We start from the raw sequence: 21,579 nt of genomic DNA on the forward strand, positions 1-21,579 counted from the left end.
GGCACCCTCGAAAGGTAGCTCACGATGACTCCTACGCTAGAAATTCGCAGTGACATAGCGATTTTGACGCTCGGCTCGGACGAGAATCGATTCTCACCGGACTGGCTCGATGCGGTCGACGCCCACTTGGACCAGATAGAGCGGTCGGCGCGCGGGCTGATCACGGTAGGAGCGGGCAAGTTCTACTCCAACGGACTGGACCTCGACTGGCTGATGGCCCATGGTGATCGCGCCGATTGGTACGTCGATCGAGTGCAGACGCTGTTCGCCCGAATACTCACGTTTTCGATACCCACCGCCGCGGCGGTCAACGGGCACAGTTTCGGTGCCGGAGCGATGTTCGCCATTGCCCATGACTACCGCTTCATGCGCGAGGATCGTGGCTACTACTGCTTTCCGGAAGCGGATATCAACATCCCTTTCACTCCCGGCATGTCCGCTCTGATTCAGGCGAAGCTCTCTCCGCAGACGGCCATGGTCGCAATGACCACGGGACATCGGTACGGGAGCGCGGAGGCCCTCACTGCAGGTCTCGTCGACGGCGTAGCGGCCGAGGACTCGGTGATCGATGCTGCGCTGGAGCGGCTCTCGGCAATTGCCGGTAAGGACAAAGCCACCATCGGAGCCATCAAGACGACCATGTTCGCGTCGGTCACCGCTGCGCTGCGTCACGGCCGACAGTGACGTCGTAGTCGGTCGCGTCGCGCCGCGCAGGCGGGATCAGAAGGTGAATACGGCCGACGAGGGTCAGAGCCGTGTCGGCGTCGGCACCGTCGAACACCGCTGTGTGGATGCCGCGCATGGCACCCGTGAGCAGTCGGGCTGAGGCAGGGAGGTCTGTGGCACTGTCGATCTGCCCTGCTTCGGCAGCGGCGCGGAGTAGTTCGGTGATGGCATCGACGAAGCTGTCGTGCCAACGCTCGGCTGTGCCTTCGGATTTGGGGACTCCGAGATTGCGGAACAGCACGTGCGTGCGCGGTGTCTCGTAGATGCTCTCGGCAGCTATTCGCAGAAATGTCTGCAGCTGCTCGAGTGGGGTGCTCGGCCAGCCGGCGTCCGCAGACCGTTCACGGATGCGTTCGATCAGAACGGTGGCGGCGTCGTCGACGGCGGCGTGAAAGAGTTGGCGTTTGTTGGGGAAGTGGTGGAAGGCCGTTCGGGGTGCCAGACCGCATTGCGCAGCGACACTTTCGATCGTGATGTCTGCGTAGTCGGCGTGCCGAAGCAGCTCCTGGGTGGCCTCGATGAGGCGTGTCGGTGCGGGCCCGGGTTCGTCAGTGGTGGACGACCCGGCCCAGCGGTACAGCGTGGTGGTGTGGATGCCCAAGTCCGTGGCTACGGCTGTCGGGCTTTCGGAACCCCCGAATGCCCGTGCCACCGCCTCTCGGCGATCGGCGAGTGTGAATCTCGAGACCCTGGCCATGATCGTGACAGTCTAGTGCAGCATTCGTGCGAGGGCCGGGAGTAAAACTCGTGCGGGGACGATACCCGCCATCGCCGCCTGCAGAGCATTGCGGCGACCCGAAATGACATGTGGCCGTGACCGTTTGGCGTCGAGTTCCTTCATGGCGGTGGCGACGACGTCGGCCGGTGTCTGGTAGGTACCGGTGGCTGTGGCCGAATCGCCTATGACGTCGAAGAATTCGGTGTGGGTGGGGCCGGGGTTGAGTGCGAACACTCTGACTCCGTGTTGCGCTGCTTCGTACCACAGCGACTGGCTGAAGCTCAGCACGAAGGCTTTGGCGGCCGCATACACGGCAAGAGTCGGGACAGGTTGGAATGCCGTCGTGCTGGCCACATTGACGATGGTGCCTGCTGTGCGGGCGATCATGTCCGGCAGGAACGCCGAGCAGATGTCCACGACCGCGCGGATGTCGACGGCGACGAGCCGCTCGAAATCGTCGGCGTCGCCGTCGACGAACGGTCCCTGGACCGCAAATCCTGCGTTGTTGACGATGAGGTCGATGCGCTCGGGAACGATGGCGCGGAGCCGGCGACCACTGGCCTCCTCCGACAAGTCCCAGGGCACTGTTCGGCAGCGCACACCGTAGGTCGATTCGACCTCGTCCGCCAGCGCTGTCAGACGATCTTCCCGTCGGGCGACGAGCACCAGATCGGAGCCGCGGGCGGCCAGCACGCGCGCGAACTCGGCGCCTATTCCGGAACTCGCGCCGGTGACCAGCGAGCGGCCTGGACTGTAGCGAAAAGCCCTGCGGCTCATCGTTCCGTGCGTCCGAGTTCAGCGGCCGAGCGCCGGGCGAACTGTTCGTACGAGGTGGGTGTGCGTCCGAGCAGAGTCGGAAGAACCGTCAGGTCACCTGCGGGTAGGCCATGGCCGTCGTAGTGGGTCATCATCGTGCGGTACGCCTGACGTGCATCTTCCGGCCAGTTCTTCATATCGCGGGGATTCGACGCGGCCTGCGCGCCGCGAACGATATGTCCGAGCGAACGCAGCTTCGTCGATCGCACGGCGTGACCGATGACGGCAGGAAGTGCAGGCACCACATCGAGGGTATTCGTCAGCGACGAGGGCGGGATTCGGATGGCGGTCACCGGATGCCCCAGCACGCGTGACCAGATCTCGGCCATCTGGTGTCGGGTGAGTTCGACCGCGGACAGGTCGTAGGTGCGGCCGGTGTGCGGCGACGGGTCGATCAGTACGTTCGCCGCGGCCTCGGCGACGTCGGCGAGATCGACGACACCCATCACACTGTCCGGCGACACCGGGTACGGCATGACGCCCGCCTGCAGGAACTCCCACACTTCCAGGTAGTTCTGCATGTAGTGCGACGGCCTGAGCACCGTGGTGGGGATCCCGCTGTTTCGGAGCAGACCCTCGGCGATGTCCTTCTGGTGATGGTGTGTCAGCTGATGCAGGTCCGGATGGATGACCGAGTGAAACACGATGTGCTGCAATCCACTTGCCGGAGTCGTCGCGATCAGGTGCTCGATGATCGGTCTTTCGTCGATGACCTGGGTCGGTGCCGCGTGATAGAGCACGTCGGCTCCGGCCAGAGCTCTGTCGAGCGTGTCGGGCGACCGCAGATCGCCCACGACGACCTCGGCTGCCCCGTCTCGACGGGTGGTCGCAGCCTGACTGTCGTTCTTCACGACAGCGCGGACGGGCATCTTCTGCGCGGTCAGCTGCCGGACGAGCAACCGTCCGATCCCGCCTGCGGCACTGGTCACTGTGATCATCGGACCTCCTCGATGGTGAGCGCGGCAACTCCGGCTCGGTTGCATATATTGCAGATGAGCCGCAAATAACGCAAGAGGTCGACGCAAATGCCGGCTCGATCTGCATTAGTCTCGGACGGTGCCCTCGAACGACGTCGACGATGCAGAGCAGTCGCGGCGTGCCCGCCCACGTCGCGATCGCCGTCAGGCGTTGATCGACGCCGCGATCGAGATGATCTCCGAAGGTGCCAGCGCAGACATCAGTGCGGCGGCGATCTCGCGCAGAGCGGGTGTGGCGCACGGGTTGCTCTTCTACTACTTCACCGACAAGCAGGGCCTGGTGCAGGCTGCGCTGGCCGACGTTCTGGGCAAGTTGTCCGACGCGCAGGGGCCGCAGTCCGAAGAGCGGACCGTCCGAGCGCGGCTGGAAGGATTCGTCCGACGGCACATCGAGTTTCTGCGGGATCACCGAGCGCTCTACTTGCGCGTGGTGCGGGAGGAGGAGTTCGGTGAGGCAGGCGTCGAGAGCGCCCTCCGGCAGGCTCGCGCCGAGGGTGAGCGTCAGGTCGCGGCCCTGGCCGAACTTCCGGATCCGTTGCCGCCGCTGGTCGCTGTTGCGATTTCGGGGTGGACAGGCTTTCTCGATCGAACCGCCGATGCCTTCTTCGAGACGGCGGATCTCGATCTGGACGAGTCGGTCGCGCTGATCGTCGACGCATTCGAAGCTGTCATCGATTCCGCGACTCGCCGAGGTGCCGGGCCGCGGTGATCAGGTCGACCAGAAACCGCAAAGGCCGATTCCGAAAATTGCGCAGATTGCTCAATGTCGATGACTTCTATTGCGCAGCCCGCCGGGTTCTGGTCGACTGACGCCGGTTGCATCACAGACGCGACTGACTCGGCGCTTCGCAATCCGAACGCTTGCCTCATGGAGTGACGGGACCCATCCGGTCCCGCCACGTCCACTCGATGCAATCTTTCGTCGCCTATTTCAGGAGTGCTCGCCATGACCAGCCTCAGCTCGACCTCCGGCAATTCGACCGACGGTGATTCGGTCACCGGAGGGCGCGAAACCCTGCACGACATTTCCGAGCGGGTGCTGTGGCTGTCGACGTCGATGATCCATCACGCCAACCGAATCCGACCCAATCCGACGGGTCTCAAGGTGGGCGGTCATCAGGCGTCGTGCGCGTCGATGGTCACCATCATGACCTCGCTGTGGTTCGAGCAGCTCGAAGCGGGCGACCGAGTGTCGGTCAAGCCGCACGCGTCGCCGGTGCTGCACGCCATCAACTACCTTCTCGGTGAGTTGGACGAGAAGTATTTGACGACGCTGCGCTCGTACGGTGGGCTGCAGTCCTACCCGTCGCGCGCCAAGGATCCCGATACCGTCGACTACTCCACGGGGTCGGTGGGTATCGGTGCGACGGCACCTATTTGGGGCGCGATGTCGCGTCGTTTCGTCGACTCCGCATTTTCCGCGGACACCCCGAGTGGGTTTCGCGGCCGGCAGTATTCGCTCGTCGGAGACGCCGAGCTCGACGAGGGTGCCGTGTGGGAAGCCGTCATCGATCCGGGCATCGGTGAGTTGGGCGAGATCGTTTGGATCGTCGACCTCAACCGGCAGTCCCTCGACCGAGTGGTGCCGAACATCGCCGCGCGTCGCCTCGAGAAGATGTTCGACGCGGCAGGCTGGCAGGTCATCACCGTGCGTTTCGGTCGGCTGCTCGAGAACCTGTTCGCGCGTACCGGTGGTGACGCCTTGCGGCGTCGCATTCTCGACATGCCCAATCCCGAGTATCAGCGGCTGTTGCGGTGCTCGGCGTCCGAATTGCGTGATCGGCTGCCCGGCAACGGTTCCGATGCCGCGGCGATCACCGCGCTCATCGGTGACCTCGACGATCTGATTCTCACCGAGTCGATTCGCAATCTCGGCGGCCATGATCTCGACGCGCTGCGCGAGGCCTACGCGCAGATCGACGACACCCGGCCCACAGTGATCATCGCCTACACGGTCAAAGGCTTCGGGCTCCCTACACAAGGGCACCCGCAGAACCATTCCTCCCTGTTGACGATCGAGGAATATGCCTCACTCGCAGAGACTCTCGGCACGGATGCAGACTCGCCCTGGGGCCGCTTCGACGACGCCACAGCTGCCGGGCAGTTGTGCGCCGATGTCGCCGAACGGCTGCGCCGCGAGCCGGTGCCCGTCTCGGCACCGCCTGCAGTTCCCGCCGACATCGGTCGTACTCCCAAGGGCACGGCCACGACGCAGGCCGCGCTCGGCCGCACCCTGATCGACCTGACGCGTGAGGCCCCGGATGCGGCGCGGCGCGTGGTCACGGTCAGTCCCGACGTCAGCTCCACCACCAATCTCGGCGGTTGGGTCAACAAGGTCGGTGTCTGGTCGTCGTCGGAGCGGCACGATTGGTTCGGCGACGATGCCGAAACCATCATGCACTGGCGTGAGGGTCCCACCGGTCAACACATGGAACTCGGTATCGCAGAGACCAATCTGGTCGGATTGATGGGTGAGCTCGGGGCGACGTGGAGCCGGTGGGGAGAGCCGCTGTTCCCCATCGGGGTGATGTACGACCCGTTCGTCGAACGCGCTCTCGAACCGTGGTCGTACGGCATCTACGCGGGTGGTCAGTCGATTCTGGTCGGTACGCCGTCGGGTGTCACGTTGGCCGCGGAAGGTGGTGCGCACCAGTCGATCAAGACTCCGTCGATCGGTCTGGAGCAGCCCGGGTGCATCTCGTACGAGCCGGCGTTCGCCATCGACGTCGAGTGGACGCTCCTCGCCAGCATCGCCAAGTTGGGTCGTCCCGACGGCACCTCGGCATACCTGCGCCTGTCGACCCGTCCGGTCGATCAGACGTTGGCCGACGTGCCCAGCGATCCGGCGGCCCGCGAACGAAGGCGCAAGCAGGTGGTGGCCGGCGGCTACCCGCTCGTCCGACGTGACGGTGCCACCGTCACCATCGCGGCGATGGGTGCGCTCATGCCCGAAGCTCTCGACGCCGCAGCACGATTGGAACGCATCGGCATTCATGCGGACGTCCTGTGCATCACGAGTCCGGGCCAGCTCTATCGAGCCGTCCAGGCTCGACAGGGACACGGCGACGCGGAGTCGTGGATTCTCGATCAGCTGTTGCCGGCCGATCGGGCGACACCGATGGTGACCGTCCTCGACGGCCATCCGCACACGCTGGCGTTCCTGGCCACGGTGAACCGTGTGGCGTCGACGTCGTTGGGCGTCAGCAACTTCGGTCAGGTGGGCTCTCTGGACGAGGTGTACAAGCATCATCACGTCGACACCGATTCGATCGTCGGTGCCGCTCTGGATGTCACCGGGCAGTAGTGCCGCGGGTGCTCATTCGTCCACCCATTCCAGGAGGTCTCCGGGTTGGCAGTGCAGCACCCGGCACATGGCGTCGAGGGTGCTCAGTCGTACGGCTTTGGCCCGTCCGTTCTTGAGGACTGCGATGTTGGCGGGCGTCAGCCCCACGCGTTCGGCAAACTCGCCGACGCTCATCTTTTGCTTGGCCAACTGAACATCGATGCGCACCACGATGGCCATCAGATGACCGCGTCCATGTCGCTGCGCAGTTCCGTGGCCTGACTGAGCAGGGTCCTCATGACGACCATCAACAATGCGGCGACGGCGACGATGACGACGAGCAGGAAGAGCAGTAGCGGCAGGCCTGGGTCGTCGGCTCCGAATCCGACGTAAAGGAATACCGCGACCAGCACCACCCAGGCCGCGACGATCGACCACGTGATCGTGTCGACCCACACCAACGAGGTGCGGGTGAAGATGGCATTGCGGTTCACCATCGTCAGCAGCTTCCATGTCGCGACCACGACCACCTGAATGCACAGCACCCAGAAGATCGACACGATGGTCAGCGGCCATCGCAGGTACGCGGATTCGGGAGATTCCTGGGCCATGTGGGCGAACTGGCCGGGCAACGACATGACTTGCATCAGCACCAGCACCGCGAACAACGCGGCGAGAAACAGGCGAAGCAACAGGACTACCGCTCGATATCCACTCAGCATGGAGCGAGTATCGACAGTAATCTATCGAAAGTCAATAGATCAATGTGGTGTCCGATTCATCCAGTTCGGGTTGACAGCGGGCGTACGGTTGTAACATTCGGTGAAGGTCATCACCGCTGACAGGCCTCGTGCACGCCAACAGGTGTAATGACTGCACCATCTGGGACGCGATCTACTTGACCGATTCCACATCCAACGGCCCCAAACGAAGTGCCGCTACCGAAGCCACGGCTGCAGCCGCATTCGACGAAGAAATTTCGGCTGCTCTGCCTGTCCGGCGACGTCGGTATGCAGGCGAAGACTATTTTGCCGAGGACACCTTCGATGCTCTCGACATATTTCGCGGAATACTGCTCGAACACAAACGTTTTGACACCCTCTTGCAGGGCCTGTGTGAACAGGTGGTCGCTGCCATTCCGTGGGCTGACATGGCGGGAGTGACTTTGCTCCGACATGATTCCGACAATCCCGCGACGGCGGCATGTTCGGATGCGCGTGTGATCGATGTCGACACCGATCAGTACGCCGCAGACGAGGGCCCGTGTCTCGAAGCGGCGAGAACCAACCAGATCGTCAGTGTTCGGATCGACGAGGTCGTAACCCGCTGGCCGACTTTCGCGTCTGCAGCCGCCGCGATCGGAGTGAAAAGTTATCTGTCTGCTCCGCTGGCTGTCGACTCGGGTCATGCCGGTTCGCTGAATCTGTACGGATTCGACTGCGAGGGCTTCAGCGATGTCGACGAGGTTCTCGTCAAGATGTTCGTCACGTCGGTCGAAGCTGCGGTGTGGAATTCGCGACATGCAGCAGAAGCGAGAACGGAAGCGGCCGGTCTTCGTGAGGCGATGAAGACCCGTGGAACAATCGAGCAGGCCAAAGGAATCTTGATAGCCTTGCGCGGCATCTCGCCCGAAGCGGCATTCGCGGTTCTGGCGGAGCAGTCGCAGCGTGAGAACGTCCGTGTTGCCGTACTGGCAGCTCGGGTGGTGAACTCGGCGGTCTCGCAGGCCGTAGGGTCGCATTGACGCCATCAACTCCTCTCCCACTATGGTTCAGCGAAGCCGAACCGACCTGCGTTATCGAAGGTCGAGAAGGTCAAGGCCTATGACGGACACACCGATTCACGACGAACTTCAGCATTTTCTCGACATCGATACCGGCGGCGGGAGCCGGAAGGCTGCGGCCGTCGATCGGGCGGTCCCGGCCCCGGTACCCACGCATGTCCGGCCCCGGCATCACAGGGCCTGACGACGTGGCCACAGCCCGAGAGAAACAAGACGTAGCCCTCGCCGACTATCGACGCGCGAAGGAACACGAGCAAGGGCTCGCGGATGTGCGTGGGCAGACCGACGCCGATGTTCCCCTGGTTGTCGACGTCGACGATGCCGAATTGCAGGTCGCGGTCGATGCCGACGTGTCGGCACAGGAGGCTCTCAGTGTGGCTCTGAGGGCCGTCGACGACTAGAGCTGGACGCGATCAGCTTTCGTTGCCGTGCCGGACGGACGCAGTGGGTGCGACGGCCGCGTGGACGTCGCCGCTGTAGGACGCAGGCAAGGGACTACTGCACAGTGTGCGTGCCTCGTCGGTCGAAATGCCGAGTGCGCGGAGCACTCGCTCGGTGGTGCCGTCGACCGTCGCCGCTTCGTCGCGGTCGGGCTGTGCAAGGAGCAGACGGCCCATGGAGAGCAGCGAACCGGCGACGATCGCGAGCGCGAGATCCGGGTCGTCGACGTCGAATCTCCCTTGCGCTGCGGCCGATTCGATATCGCGACGCGACCGTGGTGCCAGGCCACCGGCCGCGGCGAACGCGGCGGCCTCGGAGTTGAGCAGGACGCGGCTCAATTGCGGTTCGAGGCGGAACAGGCGTCCGGACAGTCTGAACGATTGGGTGAACTTCTCGACCGGATCCTCGAACCCGACGGTGAGCGAATCGAGGTAGTCGCCGACGGACTCGAGAGCGGCGTCGATGGCGGCCTGCCACAGTTCTTCTTTGCTCTCGAAGTAGTTGTAGAACGATCCGTTGCTGACGTCGGCGGCCTGCGTTATTTCGAGCACGGGTGCGTTGGTGTTCCCGTTGGCGAGTAACCCTTGGGCGGCCTGGATCAGCGCGGCTCTGGTGCGTGCCTTGCGGCGCTCGACGCGGTTGCCTTCGGTCACGATCTGCTCCTGCTCTGCGTGGTCCGTGCAGCCTATCGCGAATCAATGATGACGAATTCGTCAAAAAGCCTTGACGTACAGCCGTGCCATGAGTGACGATATCGTCAACACCTTGCGACGGCAGGGGAATCGACTTCCGGCGGCACACCGAAGGACCTCATGACGACGAACGCGACGATCCCGCAGTACCGCACCGATCTGTACTCCACCGATGCGATTCTCGATCCGTACCCCCACTACGCCCGGCTACGCGCCCTCGGCCCGGTGGTGTGGCTGCCGCGCCAGCAGGTGTTCGCCGTCTCGCGTTACGCGGATTGCAAGGCGGTGCTGCTCGACGACGAGACCTTCATCTCGGGGGACGGCGTGGCACTCAATCCCGTCGCCAATCGGCTCGGCCGCGGAACGACACTGAACAGTGACGGCGACGAGCATGCGACCAAGCGATCGGTGCTGGCGCATCGACTCACGCCGAAGGCCGTCCGAAAGATGAAGGCGGCGGTGGAGGAGAAAGCCGAGACCATCGTCGACGCGGCACTGAAGAAACAATTTGTCGACGGCGTGGACGATCTCGCGACAGCGCTGCCGATGTCGATCGTGCCCGATCTCGTCGGGTGGCCGGAGGACGGCCGCGAGGATCTACTCCGCTGGGCTGGTGCGACATTCGACTCCCTCGGCCCCGTGAATCGACACTCGATCACCGCTGTCAAGGGTGCCGCAGAGATGCTTGCGTTCTCGCGGCGCGTGGTGCGAGATCGATCGGTGATTCCCGGGAGCATGGGCGACGACGTTCTGAAGGCCGCCGACGACAACAAGATTGAGAAGTCGACGTGTCCTGCGCTGATGATCGACTACCTCGGTCCCTCGCTCGATACCACCATCGGAGCGATTTCCGGTGCCCTCGACCTGTTCGCGCGGCACCCCGAGCAGTGGCAGGCGATCAGGCAGGACCCGGACCTGATACCCAATGCGATCAACGAGGTCGTTCGATACGAGTCGCCGATCAGAGCATTCTCGCGTCGAGCGGTCCGTGACGTCGAGATCGACGGATCACGAATCCCGAAAGGTGCTCGCGCACTGGTGGTCTACGCGTCGGCGAACCGCGACGAGCGTGAATGGGACAACCCCGATGCCTTCGACATCACCCGTGACGCGGCGCGTCAACTCGGCTTCGGTTCCGGCGTGCACGGGTGCGCCGGCCAGGGGCTTGCTCGTCTGGAAGCCCAGACCATGCTCCGAGTGCTGGCGCAGCGGGTAGAGAAGTTCGTTCCCGCAGGTACACCCGTACGCGCTGTCAACAACGTCATTCATCGATACGAACGGTTGCCGCTCAAATTGGTGGCAGCAGAAGGGGCACAGCCATGAGGATCGACGTCGATTGGGATCGCTGCGAGGGCCACGGCATCTGTGCCGAACAGGCACCCAAGGTGTTCAGCCTCGATGACGAGGGTGAACTGCACTACGCCTTCGATGGCAACGACATTCCCGACGACCTCGCGGCCTCGGCCCGGTCTGCGGTCGGCGTGTGTCCGGTGGCGGCACTGCGAGAACAGGCGTGAGCTCTCTCGAGAGCAGGATCGTCGTCGTCGGAGACTCCATAGCCGCGTGCACCGCTGTCCGCGAACTGCGGGCCCGCGGACACGAAGGTCCGCTGACGATGATCGGGGCCGATGCCGACGGTTGCTACGCGCGGCCGCCGTTGTCCAAGCACGTGCTCAAAGGCGAAGCAGCCGAGGCAGAAACGTGGGATCTGTCGGACCTCGGGATCGAGGCGATCGGCGATCGGGCCGTATCGGTGAATGTCGAGGCCCACACAGTCACGACCGCCGCCGGTACCGATGTTCCGTACGATCGGTTGATCGTCGCCACCGGAGCGGCTGCACGTCGCATCGCGGATCCCGGGCAAAGGGGCGAGACGGTGCTGCGGACCTTCGACGATGTTCGGGCACTGCGTCCGAAACTCGATGCGGCGCAAACGGCGATCGTCGTCGGTGCCGGATTTCTCGGCATGGAGTTAGCCAGTGCGTGCGTCTCGCGCGGAATCGCAGTCACTGTCGTGGACGTCGACCCTCCGTTGAAACGCCTACTGGGTACTTACCTGTCCGACGCGATTTCCGCGCGTGCCGAGGCCGCGTCGGTCGAGTTTCTCCGCGCGGACAGCCCGGTTACGTTGACGGGCAACCCCGTTACCGGGATCCAGTTCGCGGGCCGCACCCTCGACGCCGATGTGGTGGTCACCTGTGCCGGTGATGTGCCCGAGACCGAGTGGTTGAACGGCACCGGAATTGCCGACGATCGAGGTGTTGCCATCGACGAGCGCTGCGCCACAGCAGTTCCCGACGTGTTTGGCGCAGGCGACGTCGCGTATTCACGTGCCGGTTCCGGTCGAGCGCCGTTCTGGTCCAATGCCGTCGCGCAGGGCAAGGTCGCAGCGGCCTCCGCGCTCGGTCTCGAACCCACCTGTGCGCCCGCCGACGACTACTTCTGGACCGAGATTCTGGGACTGTCCATCAAGGTCGCCGGTCCTCTTCCGCTGCTGGGTAATCCGACCGTGCTCGAGGGTTCCGTCGACGACGGATCGGCGCTGCTGCAGTGGAACCACGAGGACGGCCGCACGACCATCGTTGCCTACGGCATGAAGAAGGCCGTCGGACTGCTCCGACGGCTTGCTCGCGACTCCGCTGTTCCCACTACGTAAGGAATTTCATGGCTTTCGGCTCTGCGTCCGGTCTGGTTCGTCGTCTTCCCGAGGCGGTCGGGCTCGGCCGGGCCGCGATCGGCATCGCCCACATGGTTGCGCCCACTCGCGCCAACGAACTCCTCGCTGGGCCCGACGCGGCGGTGGCGACGACGCGAGCTGCGGCTCGCACCTTCGGAATTCGTGAAATCTACATCGGCGGCGGCCTGTATGCGGCAACTCGGTACGCGCCGAAGGCCGTGCGCACTCTGCTGCGAGCAGGTGTGGCCGTCGACGTCTGGGACACCGCGGCGTTCGCGCTCACCGCTCACCTGCCGCAACGAACGAGAACAGCCGGCTGTGCAATTGCCGGAGGCTTCGTGATCGCCGGAGCGCTGGCAGACCTGCAACTGGACCGGTAGTCGGCGGTGGACAACATCGCTCGAGTCGTTCGCGCGGCGAGCATCAGTGCTGTTCGCCTCTACAATCGACTGGAAGTGACGGTAGCGCAACCGGTTCCGGATACCCCGGTGCTGTTCGTCGCCAACCACGGGTTCGGCGGAGTCATCGATCTCAATGGCTTCGCATTCTCGGCCGCATACGACGAGCTCGGTATCGACCGCGAGCTGATCACGTTGACCCACCAGATCGCGTGGACTCTGCATGCCGAGAAGCTGATCGAACCCTTCGGTGCCAGGCCCGCCGGGCGACATACGGCCCTGGACGCTTTTGCGGAGGGTAGCAATGTCCTGGTCTTCCCGGGCGGTGACGTCGATGCATTGAAATCGTGGCGGCATCGCAACGACATAGTGTTCTCGGGTCGGACCGGGTTCGCCCGGTTGGCAATCGAGGCGGGGGTGCCGGTCGTCCCCGTCGTCACAGCAGGAGCGGGGGAGTCCCTGCTGGTACTCAGCAGTGGTAAGCGGTGGGCGAAGGCGCTGAGGTTGGACAAGGTGCTGCGGCTCAAAACTTTTCCGCTGTCGGTGTCCATACCGTGGGGCGTCAATCTCGGTCTGGTTGGGCTTCTTCCGTACCTGCCGCTTCCCACCAAACTCGAGACCTCGGTGCTCGCTCCCATGCACGCCGAGGCCGACGAGACGGCGGAGGAGTTCGCGGGGCGGGTGCACGGGGCGATGCAGGCCGAGCTCGAAAAATTGACAAAGAATCGGCGGCCTCTCATCGGATGACTCGCCGAGCCGGCGATGCAGTCATACTCGGACCATGCGCTCGAAGCAGAAGATTCTCGACGCCACCCTCGGGCTCATCGTCCAGGGTGGGTTCGAGGATGTCACCATTGCCGCGGCTGCGCGGGCTGCGGGCGTGACGCGCCAGACGGTGTATTCGATCTTCAGCACGCGCGAGGACATGATTTCGGAGGCCATGGTCGGCCTTGTCGTCGGCATCATCGGTGGCATCCGAGAGGAGGCCGATCGAGCCGAAACGCCATCGGAGTTCATCGTCGAGATGATCGTGTCCGCACGCAACCTCGTTCGCAGCGAGCCTGTGCTCAACTCGCTGCTACGTTCCGGCAACGCAAATCCGTTGTTCGATCCGGACGTCGTGGATCGGGCCGAGCCGGTGGCGCGTCAATTCCTCGATGGCTACATCGAACGGAACCCACAATTCGATTCGACTCGGTTTGAAGGTATCGAGCGAGTGCTGGTTCGAGTGGCGCTGTCCGTCATCCTGTTCGACGACGCGCAGATCCACGACGACGACGGTTTGCGGTCATACCTGCGGCGCTGGCTGATTCCGCTCCTGTTCTGACGGACCCCCAAAAACTTGACACCATAAGCCGCATCTGTCTAGTTTTGCTTCGCACGTGCACGTGACACAGGTCTCGTGCGCGCTGCTGCACACCATTGGGGGGTACGTGTCGAATTTGAATCGCCGGTCGTTTCTCGGCGCGACTGCGGTTGCGGGATTGGCCGCACTATCGGGCCCGGGAGTGGCGCGAGCAGCGGGCGGGCGACGCGTCCAGATCCCGCTGACCCGCGAGGATCATCGTGTGGTGATCATCGGATCGGGGTTCGGCGGTGGCGTCGCCGCATTGCGCCTGGCCGAAGCCGGGGTGCCGGTTCTGGTGCTCGAGCGCGGAAGACGTTGGAACACAGGACCGAACGCAGACACGTTTCCCGATGCCACGTCACCGGACAAGCGAATGCTGTGGCACGGTTCGAGTCCCAACCTGTTCGGCAGGCCAGTTCCGTTCGATCCGTACGTCGGCCTCCTCGAGGCGGTGCCCGGAGACAACATGACTGCGCTGTGCGCGGCCGGTGTCGGAGGCGGATCCCTGATCTACCAGGGAATGACACTGCAGCCATCGCAGCCGGTGTTCGAGGAACACTTTCCGGCCGGACTGGATTGGCCGACTCTGAATCGGGTGCACTACCCACGCGTGGCGCGGATGTTGCAGCTCCAGCAGGCCCCCGACGAGTTGATCGGTACGCCCAATTATCAAGCAGCACGGGTGTTTGCGGCCAATGCTCGTCGAGCGGGTCTGCCGGTGTCCAAGATCCCGATGCCGATCGACTGGAACTTCGCCCTCGACGAGACGCGCGGGGTGATGGCACCGTCGTACACCGATGGGTCCGGTGCATTCGGAGTCAACAACGGCGGCAAGCACTCCGTGGACGTCACCTACATCGCCGCCGCCGAGGCGACGGGACTGGCCACGGTCGCGACGCAGCACGATGTCACGAGTGTCGAGCGGCGTGCCGACGGCCGTTGGACGGTCTATGTCGATCGAATCGATTCCGACGGAACGGTTCTGGAGAACAAGGTTCTGACCGCCGGCACGCTGATCATGGCAGCCGGAAGCCTGAACACCACCAAACTGCTCGTACGCGCCGGAGCGACCGGAGGCATTCCCGATCTCCCGAACGAGTTGGGGCAGGGCTGGGGCACCAATGCCGATCGCATCTACGTGTGGTCGAGCATCGAGCAGCAATTCGGTGCACCCCAAGGCGGACCGGTGGTGTTCGGCAGCCTGAACTGGGACGACCCGAACACTGCACACACCGTCATCCAGGCCTCGATACCGCCGTTGTCGTTCGATGCCCACAGCACAATGCTCGTCGGGTACGGAGTCAGCAGCGGCCGCGGCCATTTCGGCTACGACTCCTCCATGGACCAGGTGCGACTACATTGGCCGGCCAACGGCGACAGCCTGATTCAGGACGGTTCGATCGATCCGACGGTGCGTCGTATCGCCGGATCGGGCAGTGTTCTCACCGATACCAATGCACTGTTCCCGTCCACCTGGCATCCGTTGGGTGGGGCCAACATGGGCGCAGTATGTGATCTTGACGGTCGTGTCCACGGCCAGCGAGGACTGTATGTCCTCGACGGGGCACTCATGCCCGGCACCACCGCAGCGTGCAACCCATCCATGACCATCGCCGCACTGGCCGAACGTGCGCTGGACAACATCGTTGCCGACGACATCGGCACCGTTATCTGACCCCCACCAGAAAGAGACCGATGCATCTGTACCGCAACATGATCGGCGTCGCAGTCACCGCCGTGCTCGCGTCTTCCCTGACCGTGCTTGGAGGCTCGGCAGCGAATGCCGACCCCGTCGACGACTTCTACGTCCCTCCGGCTCAGGTCGTCGACGACCCGGGGGCCGTGTTGCGGACGCAGCCGATGTCACTGTTCGCGGCTCTGCCCGGTGCGGACGGTGCCTACCCCGTTCAGGCGCAGCGGGTGCTGTACACGTCACGGACGCAGGACGATACGCCGGTGGGCGTGTCGGGCACGTTCATCGAGACCGAGGTGCCCTGGCGTGGTGCAGGCCCGCGGCCGACCATCGTCGTCGCGCCCGGCACGGTGGGTCAAGCCGATCAGTGCGCTCCTTCTCGTGCGTTTCCGACGACTGTCAACGCTGTGACACAACCATTGTCGATCTCGTTCAATCAGGAGTTGTTGTCTTCCACTCTGTGGGGATCGATGGGTGCCAACGTGTTCGTGACCGACTACATCGGGTTGGGAACGCCCGGTGTGCACACCTATGTCAATCGTGTCGAGCAGGCTCATGCGGTGCTCGACGGTGCTCGTGCCGCGAACGAGCTTCTCGGTGATACCGATGCACCCGTTGGTATCTGGGGGTACTCCCAGGGCGGTGGGGCGGCAGCCGCGGCGGCCGAACTCGCCTCGGAGTACGCACCAGGTCTGAATGTGAAGGGTACGTGGGCCGGTGCTCCCACAGCGGACTTGCTCGAGGTGTTGAAGACCGTCGACGGGACGCTGATCGGAGGGGTGATCGGCTATGCCCTCAACGGGTTCGTAGAGCGGGATCCGAGCTTGCTGCCGCTCGTCGAAGAGCGACTCACCGATCACGGCAAGGCAGTGCTGAACGATCTGTCGACGCAGTGCATCGGCGACACCATTCTGAAGTACCCGTTCCTGCGAACCGAATCGTTGACCGCGGACGGCAAGTCGATGCTCGAGAACTTGGGCACCATTCCGCAGGCGGGTCGCATCCTCGAGGCTCAGCGGATCGGTCGCAGTACTCCGAACGCACCGGTGATGATCACCAGCGGACTCAACGACGACACCGTGCCGTACGGTCAGGCCCGGCAGTTGGCTCAGGATTGGTGTGGGCGAGGTGCCACGGTCGAGTTCCGAACCAACCCGTTGCCGCCGATCCTGCAGGGTGCGGTGTTGCCCAACCACTTCGGGCCACAGCTGATCGACGGGTACGGCGGCGCCGCTGCAGCGTTCCTGATGGATCGGTTCGCCGACGTCCCCATGGCACCATGCTCCATGGGTTGATCGGCGGCCGCAGGCGCTGGCGGCTGGTGCGAGGATTTGTACTGCGAAATCGTTGTCCCGCAGCCTCGACCGTCGAGCAGCGTGCCCATGACTATGTGGCGATAGCAGACGCGTTCGGGCTGTGCTGGCCGCCGGATGGACAGCGTGCCAGGGCACTGCTGACCAGTTTCGGCGACCGGGATCCGGATGCCGTCCTTGCCACGATGCGCCCGGTTGCGGCTCCTGTTCGGCTCCACCCGGTGGTTCGGGTGTGGAATCGTGCCGTTGGCTAGGGCCGCGTCGACACCGCTGCGCTCGACACTGCTGCGGTCGCGGCGTCGGGTGGAGGTTGTCATTGCCGGCGGTGGTCCGGACATTGTCTTTCAGCCGATCGTCCGTGCACGCGATGGGGTCGTCGAGGGATACGAGGCCCTGTCGCGTTTCCCGGCGGGCGGCGGTGACACCGAGGCGTGGTTCGCGGATGCAGCGCAGTGCGGCCTCGGTCCTGCTCTGGACAGATCTGCGGCCGTCAAGGCATTGGGCGAATCAGCGCGTCTGCCGGATGGTTGCTTCGTTGCGGTGAACCTCAGTGCTGCAACGCTACTGGTCGATGCCGCCCTCGTGGATGTGCTGCTCGACTTCGGCCGACGACGGTCACTGGTAATCGAGCTCACCGAACATGCCGCCCAGGACGACGAGGATGCGGTGATCGCAGTGTTGGCCGAACTTCGACGCGGCGGCGTCGCTGTCGCAGTGGACGATGTGGGATCCGGATACGCAGGTATGCGGCAGCTCGTCGTGCTCGAGCCGCAGATCGTCAAACTCGACGCGTTCGTCGTTCACGGCATGAAAGGCAATCGCGTGAAGTCGGCCTTGGCCGAACTGGTCCTCGAGTTCGCGCGAAAAACGGAGGCCAGGTGCGTGTTCGAGGGCATCGAGACCGACGACGACCTCGAAGCGGCCACGTCGATCGGGGCCGACCTGCTGCAGGGCTTCCGAGTGGGCCGTCCTGCGACGGTGTGATCCGATCTGACCAGCAGGTTGAGTACCGCCCAACTGTGGGTATGCGGCGGATTAGGAACGAGACGAGTTCCGAAGGCCGATGCGGTCGAACGGGAGACACGCGGCACCACCACCGAGGGTGAATCGAAGGAGACGGATCGATGGCCGATGACGACAGTGACATCAAGACGGAGTTCGATGACCTCGTCAACATGACGGCGAAGGAACTCGACGAGTTTCTCGGCACCGACGACTCGAAGGACGTCGGGCAAAAGAAGGACGGCGGCGAGTCGACGGGCCACGAGAGCGGCCGCCGCATCGTCGAAATCCTGAAGACGAAGAAGGCGGACCTGTCCGACGACGACTACGAGCACATGCGAAAGGTCGTCGGCTACTGCAAACGACACCTTGCGCAGCGGCCCGACGGGGACATCACCGACACCAAATGGCGCTACTCACTGATGAACTGGGGCCACGACCCGAAGAAGAAATGATCTCGCTTCGCTGGCGGGAGGTCTGCTCCACTCGGGGCCCCGGCTGCGGGAATCCCGCCACCGGGGCTCAGGAGTGGAGCAGACATTGCTCACGCCGTGGAGGACCTGGCTAGCGCATCTACGGCGAGAAGCTCGCTCGCTTCGAGGCCTCGCGCGCCACCACTTCCTCGGCCGCGACGATGACGTCGTCCACATCGGCACTCTTGACGACGACCACTCCGTCGGCGTCGGCGACGATGAGGTCACCGGGAGAGACGACGACTCCTCCGAGCGCGACCGGCTCGTTCAGTCGGCCCGGCCCGTTCTTGTAGGGACCCGCCGGTGTGACACCGCGTGCGAATACGGGCAGACCCAACTCGGCCAAGGCGTCGGCATCGCGCACGGCACCGTCGATGACGAAGCCGGCGATGCCGAGCGATTTGGCGCGAATACCGATGAGATCGCCGATGAGGGCGCGTGTGTCGTCACCTGAGCCGTTGACCACGATGACGTCGCCGGGGCGGGCGTCGTCGAGAGCCTTGTGAATGTAAAGGTTGTCGCCCGATCGAGTCCAGACGGTGTACGCCCGGCCGGTGACTGCTGCTCCGGCCCAGATGGGCCGCAGTCCGGCGATGATGCCGAAGCGCTCCTGGGCATCGCCTACGTTGGCTGCGGGCACTCGAGAGAAGCGTTCGATCATGTCGTCGGATACGGCAGTAGCGGAATAGGTTTCGGTACTCATGAGATCAATGCCTTTCGGGTGACTTATTGCTGGTCGGCGAGCAGTTCGGCGATGATCGGTTCGATCTCGGTTTCACGCTGTTCCCACAAGGTCGCGACGTCTGCACCGGAGACCCAATCGGGCTGCGTCGCTGCGCCGGTCAGCTTCTCAGCGACCGCCGGATCGGCCAGTGCAGTCTCGAGGGCATTCTGCAGCGTGGTCATCGTCGCGTCCGGGGTGCCCGCGGGAGCGCTGATGGCGAAGTTGTTGGTCATGAACGGGGCGTCGTATCCCTCGCTCGCCAGCGTCGGTACCTCGGGGATGAGCTTGTTCTGCTCCTCGGTGAGTACCGAGAGGATGTTCACCTCCCCCGAGGCGAACTGGCCGTAGAAGCTCGAGACTCCGCCGAGGGCGAAGTCGGTCTCACCCGAGACCAGGGCCGAGATCTTGTCGGCACCACTGTTGTAGTGGACGATGTTGAAGTCCAGGCCGAGGGTGTCTTCGAGGGTGCGGAGGTTGACGTGGTCGTCGCCGGCCCTGGAATCGGTGCCCACGGTGATGGACCCCGGGTTGGCCTTCACGGCGTCGAAGAGCTCGGCAATGTCTTTGTACGGGCTGGACTTGTTGACCCCGATCACGATGTCGTTCGATGCGAACGACCCGATGGGCGAGAAGCTTTCGCGATCGAACCCGGCTTTCTTGCTCGGGTCGAGGTATCGCCCGAGGATCGACGGGATGTTGGTGAAGCCGATGGTCTCACCGTCCGGCTTGGCGTTGGCCAGGTAGTTCAGTCCGACGACCTGGCTGCCGCCCTCCTTGTTGACGACCTTGACCGGCACGCCAAGTTCGTTCTCCATGGCGGGGGCCATGATTCGGGCCAGGATGTCGTTGCCTGCGCCTGCGGCGGACGGGACGACCCATTCGACGGTGGCACCGTTCCGTGGGAACGGCGCTCCGGAATCGGTTGTGCTCGAGCCGCATCCGGCAATCAGGGCGGCAGCGGAGATGGCCGCGACCAGGGTGGGCAGTGTTCTCATGAGACGGGCTCCTTGATGGGCTGGGTTCGGGTGGCGCGGCGGGAGAGGATGCGAGCGAGGACGGGGCGCAGCATTCCGAACAGAACGGCTGCGATGAAGACGAGCAGGAGAACCTTGTTGATGGGACCTTCGACGAAGACGCCGTAGTCCCCGCGAGACAGCGAGAGTGAACGCTGAAAGTTCTCCTCGAGCAGAGGCCCGAGGATCAGGGCCAGCACCAGTGGAGTCAGTGGAATCTTGGTGAGGTGGAACAGGTATCCGATGACGCCTGCGCCGAGCATGATGAAGATGTCGAAGACGCTGCCGTTGATGCTGTAGACGCCCAGGAACATGAAGGCCAGGATCATCGCCATCAGGTAGTGGAACGGGATCTTCAGTACGGCAATCCACAGGCGAACCAGTGGCACGTTGAGAATCAGCAGGATGATGTTGCCGACGAGGAAGCTGGCGATGATGGTCCAGGCCACTTCAGGGTTGTCGCGGAACAACAGTGGGCCGGGGATCAGACCGTTGATGGTGAAGGCGCTGGCCATGATGGCTACGGTCGCGGAGGTGGGGATGCCGAGGGTGAACAGTGGAATCATCGACGACAGTGCGAGTGCGTTGTTGGCCGATTCCGGTCCGGCGACACCCTCGACGGCACCCTTACCGAATTGCCCGGGACGCTTGGTGAGCTTCTTCTCCATCGCATAGGACGCCAATGAGGTTGCAGCACCCGGAGATCCGGGGAGCAGGCCCATGAAGAAGCCGATAACGGAGCCGCGCATCGTGGGGCCTGCAGACCTGGTGATGTCGGTCTTGGTGGGCAGCAGCTTACCGACGGCGAGTGGTCGTCGGCCGGCACCGCCTGCCGAGCGGGCTTGGATTAGGATTTCGGTGAGGCCGAAGCAGCCCATCACGACGGCCACGAGTGCGACGCCGTCGAACAGTTCCGGCATGCCGAACGTGAATCGCTGGATGCCTTGGCCGGAGTCGATACCCACCGACGCGATGGCCAGGCCGAGCCCGACGCTGATCAGTGCTTTCGCGGGGTTGTTGCCCGAGAAGCTGGTGATCAGGGCCATGCCGAGTAGTGCGACGAGAAACAGTTCGGGAGCACCGAATTCGAGTGCGAATCGGCTGAACGGGGCGACGACGACGAATCCGACGACGCCGACCAGTCCGCCGACGAACGACGCGAGTGCGGCAACGACGAGGGCGGGACCGCCGCGTCCGCTCTTGGCCATCTCGTAGCCGTCGAGTGTCGTTGCAATGGACGACGCCTCACCGGGAATGCGCAGTAGGACCGCGGTGACAGTGCCGCCGAATGCTGCGCCGTAGAGGATGGCGGCGAGCATGATCAGCGCCGTGGTGGCGTCGAGGCCGAAGGTGATCGGGATCAGCAGCGACACCGCAGCGGCGGGGCCGAACCCAGGGAGGACGCCGACGAGCATGCCCAGTACGCAGCCGAGGAGTGCGAAGAGCAGATGCGTCGGAGTGAGGACGTTGACGAAACCTGCCATCAGATCGGGAAATCCCAT

24 protein-coding genes are annotated in these 21,579 nt (G+C 63.9%); 15 read left to right on the plus strand and 9 right to left on the minus strand.

The annotated features are described in order from the left end of the window. The first annotated feature begins 24 nt into the window (after positions 1 to 24). The gene (locus tag RFA01S_RS06970) at positions 25 to 684 is read left to right on the plus strand and encodes an enoyl-CoA hydratase/isomerase family protein (protein ID WP_032406085.1); all 660 of its coding nucleotides are present in this window, start codon (positions 25 to 27) and stop codon (positions 682 to 684) included. On the opposite strand, the gene RFA01S_RS06975 is transcribed toward RFA01S_RS06970, so the two are convergent. The 3 genes from RFA01S_RS06975 to RFA01S_RS06985 are packed head-to-tail and all read right to left on the minus strand — an operon-like array spanning position 653 to position 3,198. Beyond that, positions 653 to 1,423 (minus strand): TetR family transcriptional regulator, encoded by a 771-nt coding sequence (locus tag RFA01S_RS06975; protein WP_052060402.1) that lies wholly within the window; start codon positions 1,421 to 1,423, stop codon positions 653 to 655. The genes RFA01S_RS06970 and RFA01S_RS06975 overlap by 32 nt on opposite strands. 12 nt (positions 1,424 to 1,435) lie before the next feature. Next, positions 1,436 to 2,221: an SDR family NAD(P)-dependent oxidoreductase gene (locus tag RFA01S_RS06980; RefSeq protein WP_052060403.1), complete on the minus strand. Its 786-nt coding sequence runs from the start codon at positions 2,219 to 2,221 to the stop codon at positions 1,436 to 1,438. Continuing rightward, positions 2,218 to 3,198, minus strand: a complete 981-nt coding sequence (locus RFA01S_RS06985; protein WP_032406086.1) for an SDR family oxidoreductase — start codon at positions 3,196 to 3,198, stop codon at positions 2,218 to 2,220. The genes RFA01S_RS06980 and RFA01S_RS06985 overlap by 4 nt, the downstream gene beginning before the upstream one ends. A 118-nt stretch (positions 3,199 to 3,316) precedes the next feature. On the opposite strand from RFA01S_RS06985, the gene RFA01S_RS06990 reads away from it, so the two are divergent. Together RFA01S_RS06990 and RFA01S_RS06995 are read left to right on the plus strand one after the other, a co-directional pair. After that, positions 3,317 to 3,946 (plus strand): TetR/AcrR family transcriptional regulator, encoded by a 630-nt coding sequence (locus tag RFA01S_RS06990; RefSeq protein ID WP_027495446.1) that lies wholly within the window; start codon positions 3,317 to 3,319, stop codon positions 3,944 to 3,946. A gap of 237 nt (positions 3,947 to 4,183) precedes the next feature. Next, a complete protein-coding gene (locus tag RFA01S_RS06995) occupies positions 4,184 to 6,541 on the plus strand; it encodes a thiamine pyrophosphate-binding protein (protein ID WP_032406230.1) in 2,358 nt (785 codons plus the stop codon). 12 nt (positions 6,542 to 6,553) lie between these two features. Here RFA01S_RS06995 and RFA01S_RS07000 read toward each other — a convergent pair whose 3' ends face one another. Both RFA01S_RS07000 and RFA01S_RS07005 read right to left on the minus strand, forming a co-directional pair. Then, positions 6,554 to 6,760: a helix-turn-helix domain-containing protein gene (locus RFA01S_RS07000; RefSeq protein ID WP_027495448.1), complete on the minus strand. Its 207-nt coding sequence runs from the start codon at positions 6,758 to 6,760 to the stop codon at positions 6,554 to 6,556. Then, positions 6,760 to 7,242, minus strand: coding sequence for a DUF2975 domain-containing protein (locus tag RFA01S_RS07005; protein WP_032406087.1), 483 nt, complete (start codon positions 7,240 to 7,242; stop codon positions 6,760 to 6,762). Before RFA01S_RS07005 ends, RFA01S_RS07000 begins: the two co-directional genes overlap by 1 nt. 176 nt (positions 7,243 to 7,418) lie before the next feature. Between RFA01S_RS07005 and RFA01S_RS07010 the strand changes: the two genes are divergently transcribed. After that, positions 7,419 to 8,264: a GAF and ANTAR domain-containing protein gene (locus RFA01S_RS07010; protein ID WP_139278399.1), complete on the plus strand. Its 846-nt coding sequence runs from the start codon at positions 7,419 to 7,421 to the stop codon at positions 8,262 to 8,264. A gap of 227 nt (positions 8,265 to 8,491) precedes the next feature. Next, on the plus strand, positions 8,492 to 8,704 hold the full coding sequence (locus RFA01S_RS07015; RefSeq protein ID WP_139278400.1) for a hypothetical protein: 213 nt from the start codon (positions 8,492 to 8,494) through the stop codon (positions 8,702 to 8,704). 12 nt (positions 8,705 to 8,716) lie between these two features. Here the strand turns inward: RFA01S_RS07015 and RFA01S_RS07020 are convergent, their stop codons facing one another. Then, the gene (locus tag RFA01S_RS07020; RefSeq protein ID WP_032406088.1) at positions 8,717 to 9,397 is read right to left on the minus strand and encodes a TetR/AcrR family transcriptional regulator; all 681 of its coding nucleotides are present in this window, start codon (positions 9,395 to 9,397) and stop codon (positions 8,717 to 8,719) included. Between the two features lie 159 nt (positions 9,398 to 9,556). On the opposite strand from RFA01S_RS07020, the gene RFA01S_RS07025 reads away from it, so the two are divergent. The 10 genes from RFA01S_RS07025 (at position 9,557) to RFA01S_RS07070 (ending at position 18,322) form a co-directional block, all read left to right on the plus strand. After that, positions 9,557 to 10,759, plus strand: a complete 1,203-nt coding sequence (locus RFA01S_RS07025; RefSeq protein WP_032406089.1) for a cytochrome P450 — start codon at positions 9,557 to 9,559, stop codon at positions 10,757 to 10,759. Next, entirely contained in the window at positions 10,756 to 10,953 is a 198-nt protein-coding gene (locus RFA01S_RS07030; protein WP_027495453.1) for a ferredoxin, read from the plus strand. Before RFA01S_RS07025 ends, RFA01S_RS07030 begins: the two co-directional genes overlap by 4 nt. After that, entirely contained in the window at positions 10,950 to 12,092 is a 1,143-nt protein-coding gene (locus RFA01S_RS07035) for an NAD(P)/FAD-dependent oxidoreductase (protein ID WP_032406090.1), read from the plus strand. Before RFA01S_RS07030 ends, RFA01S_RS07035 begins: the two co-directional genes overlap by 4 nt. 8 nt (positions 12,093 to 12,100) lie before the next feature. Next, the gene (locus RFA01S_RS07040) at positions 12,101 to 12,493 is read left to right on the plus strand and encodes a hypothetical protein (protein WP_032406091.1); all 393 of its coding nucleotides are present in this window, start codon (positions 12,101 to 12,103) and stop codon (positions 12,491 to 12,493) included. A gap of 75 nt (positions 12,494 to 12,568) precedes the next feature. Further along, positions 12,569 to 13,258 carry a 1-acyl-sn-glycerol-3-phosphate acyltransferase gene (locus RFA01S_RS07045; RefSeq protein ID WP_238325026.1) on the plus strand — a complete coding sequence of 230 codons (690 nt, stop codon included), beginning with the start codon at positions 12,569 to 12,571 and terminating at the stop codon, positions 13,256 to 13,258. A gap of 34 nt (positions 13,259 to 13,292) precedes the next feature. Next, entirely contained in the window at positions 13,293 to 13,838 is a 546-nt protein-coding gene (locus tag RFA01S_RS07050) for a TetR/AcrR family transcriptional regulator (protein ID WP_032406093.1), read from the plus strand. Between the two features lie 106 nt (positions 13,839 to 13,944). Next, entirely contained in the window at positions 13,945 to 15,534 is a 1,590-nt protein-coding gene (locus tag RFA01S_RS07055) for a GMC oxidoreductase (protein WP_032406232.1), read from the plus strand. Between the two features lie 20 nt (positions 15,535 to 15,554). After that, a complete protein-coding gene (locus RFA01S_RS07060) occupies positions 15,555 to 16,847 on the plus strand; it encodes a lipase family protein (protein WP_032406094.1) in 1,293 nt (430 codons plus the stop codon). A gap of 258 nt (positions 16,848 to 17,105) precedes the next feature. Beyond that, the gene (locus RFA01S_RS07065; protein WP_162182862.1) at positions 17,106 to 17,849 is read left to right on the plus strand and encodes an EAL domain-containing protein; all 744 of its coding nucleotides are present in this window, start codon (positions 17,106 to 17,108) and stop codon (positions 17,847 to 17,849) included. A gap of 140 nt (positions 17,850 to 17,989) precedes the next feature. Beyond that, positions 17,990 to 18,322 carry a DUF3140 domain-containing protein gene (locus RFA01S_RS07070; RefSeq protein ID WP_027495461.1) on the plus strand — a complete coding sequence of 111 codons (333 nt, stop codon included), beginning with the start codon at positions 17,990 to 17,992 and terminating at the stop codon, positions 18,320 to 18,322. Between the two features lie 118 nt (positions 18,323 to 18,440). Here the strand turns inward: RFA01S_RS07070 and RFA01S_RS07075 are convergent, their stop codons facing one another. From RFA01S_RS07075 to RFA01S_RS07085, 3 genes are read right to left on the minus strand one after another with little or no spacing between them, the layout of a single operon-like run. Continuing rightward, entirely contained in the window at positions 18,441 to 19,043 is a 603-nt protein-coding gene (locus tag RFA01S_RS07075; protein ID WP_032367031.1) for an RraA family protein, read from the minus strand. A gap of 23 nt (positions 19,044 to 19,066) precedes the next feature. Next, positions 19,067 to 20,059, minus strand: coding sequence for a tripartite tricarboxylate transporter substrate binding protein (locus RFA01S_RS07080; protein WP_032371761.1), 993 nt, complete (start codon positions 20,057 to 20,059; stop codon positions 19,067 to 19,069). Next, positions 20,056 to 21,579, minus strand: coding sequence for a tripartite tricarboxylate transporter permease (locus RFA01S_RS07085; protein WP_032406095.1), 1,524 nt, complete (start codon positions 21,577 to 21,579; stop codon positions 20,056 to 20,058). The genes RFA01S_RS07080 and RFA01S_RS07085 overlap by 4 nt, the downstream gene beginning before the upstream one ends.

Source organism: Rhodococcoides fascians NBRC 12155 = LMG 3623 (assembly GCF_001894785.1).
GTDB lineage: Bacteria > Actinomycetota > Actinomycetes > Mycobacteriales > Mycobacteriaceae > Rhodococcoides > Rhodococcoides fascians.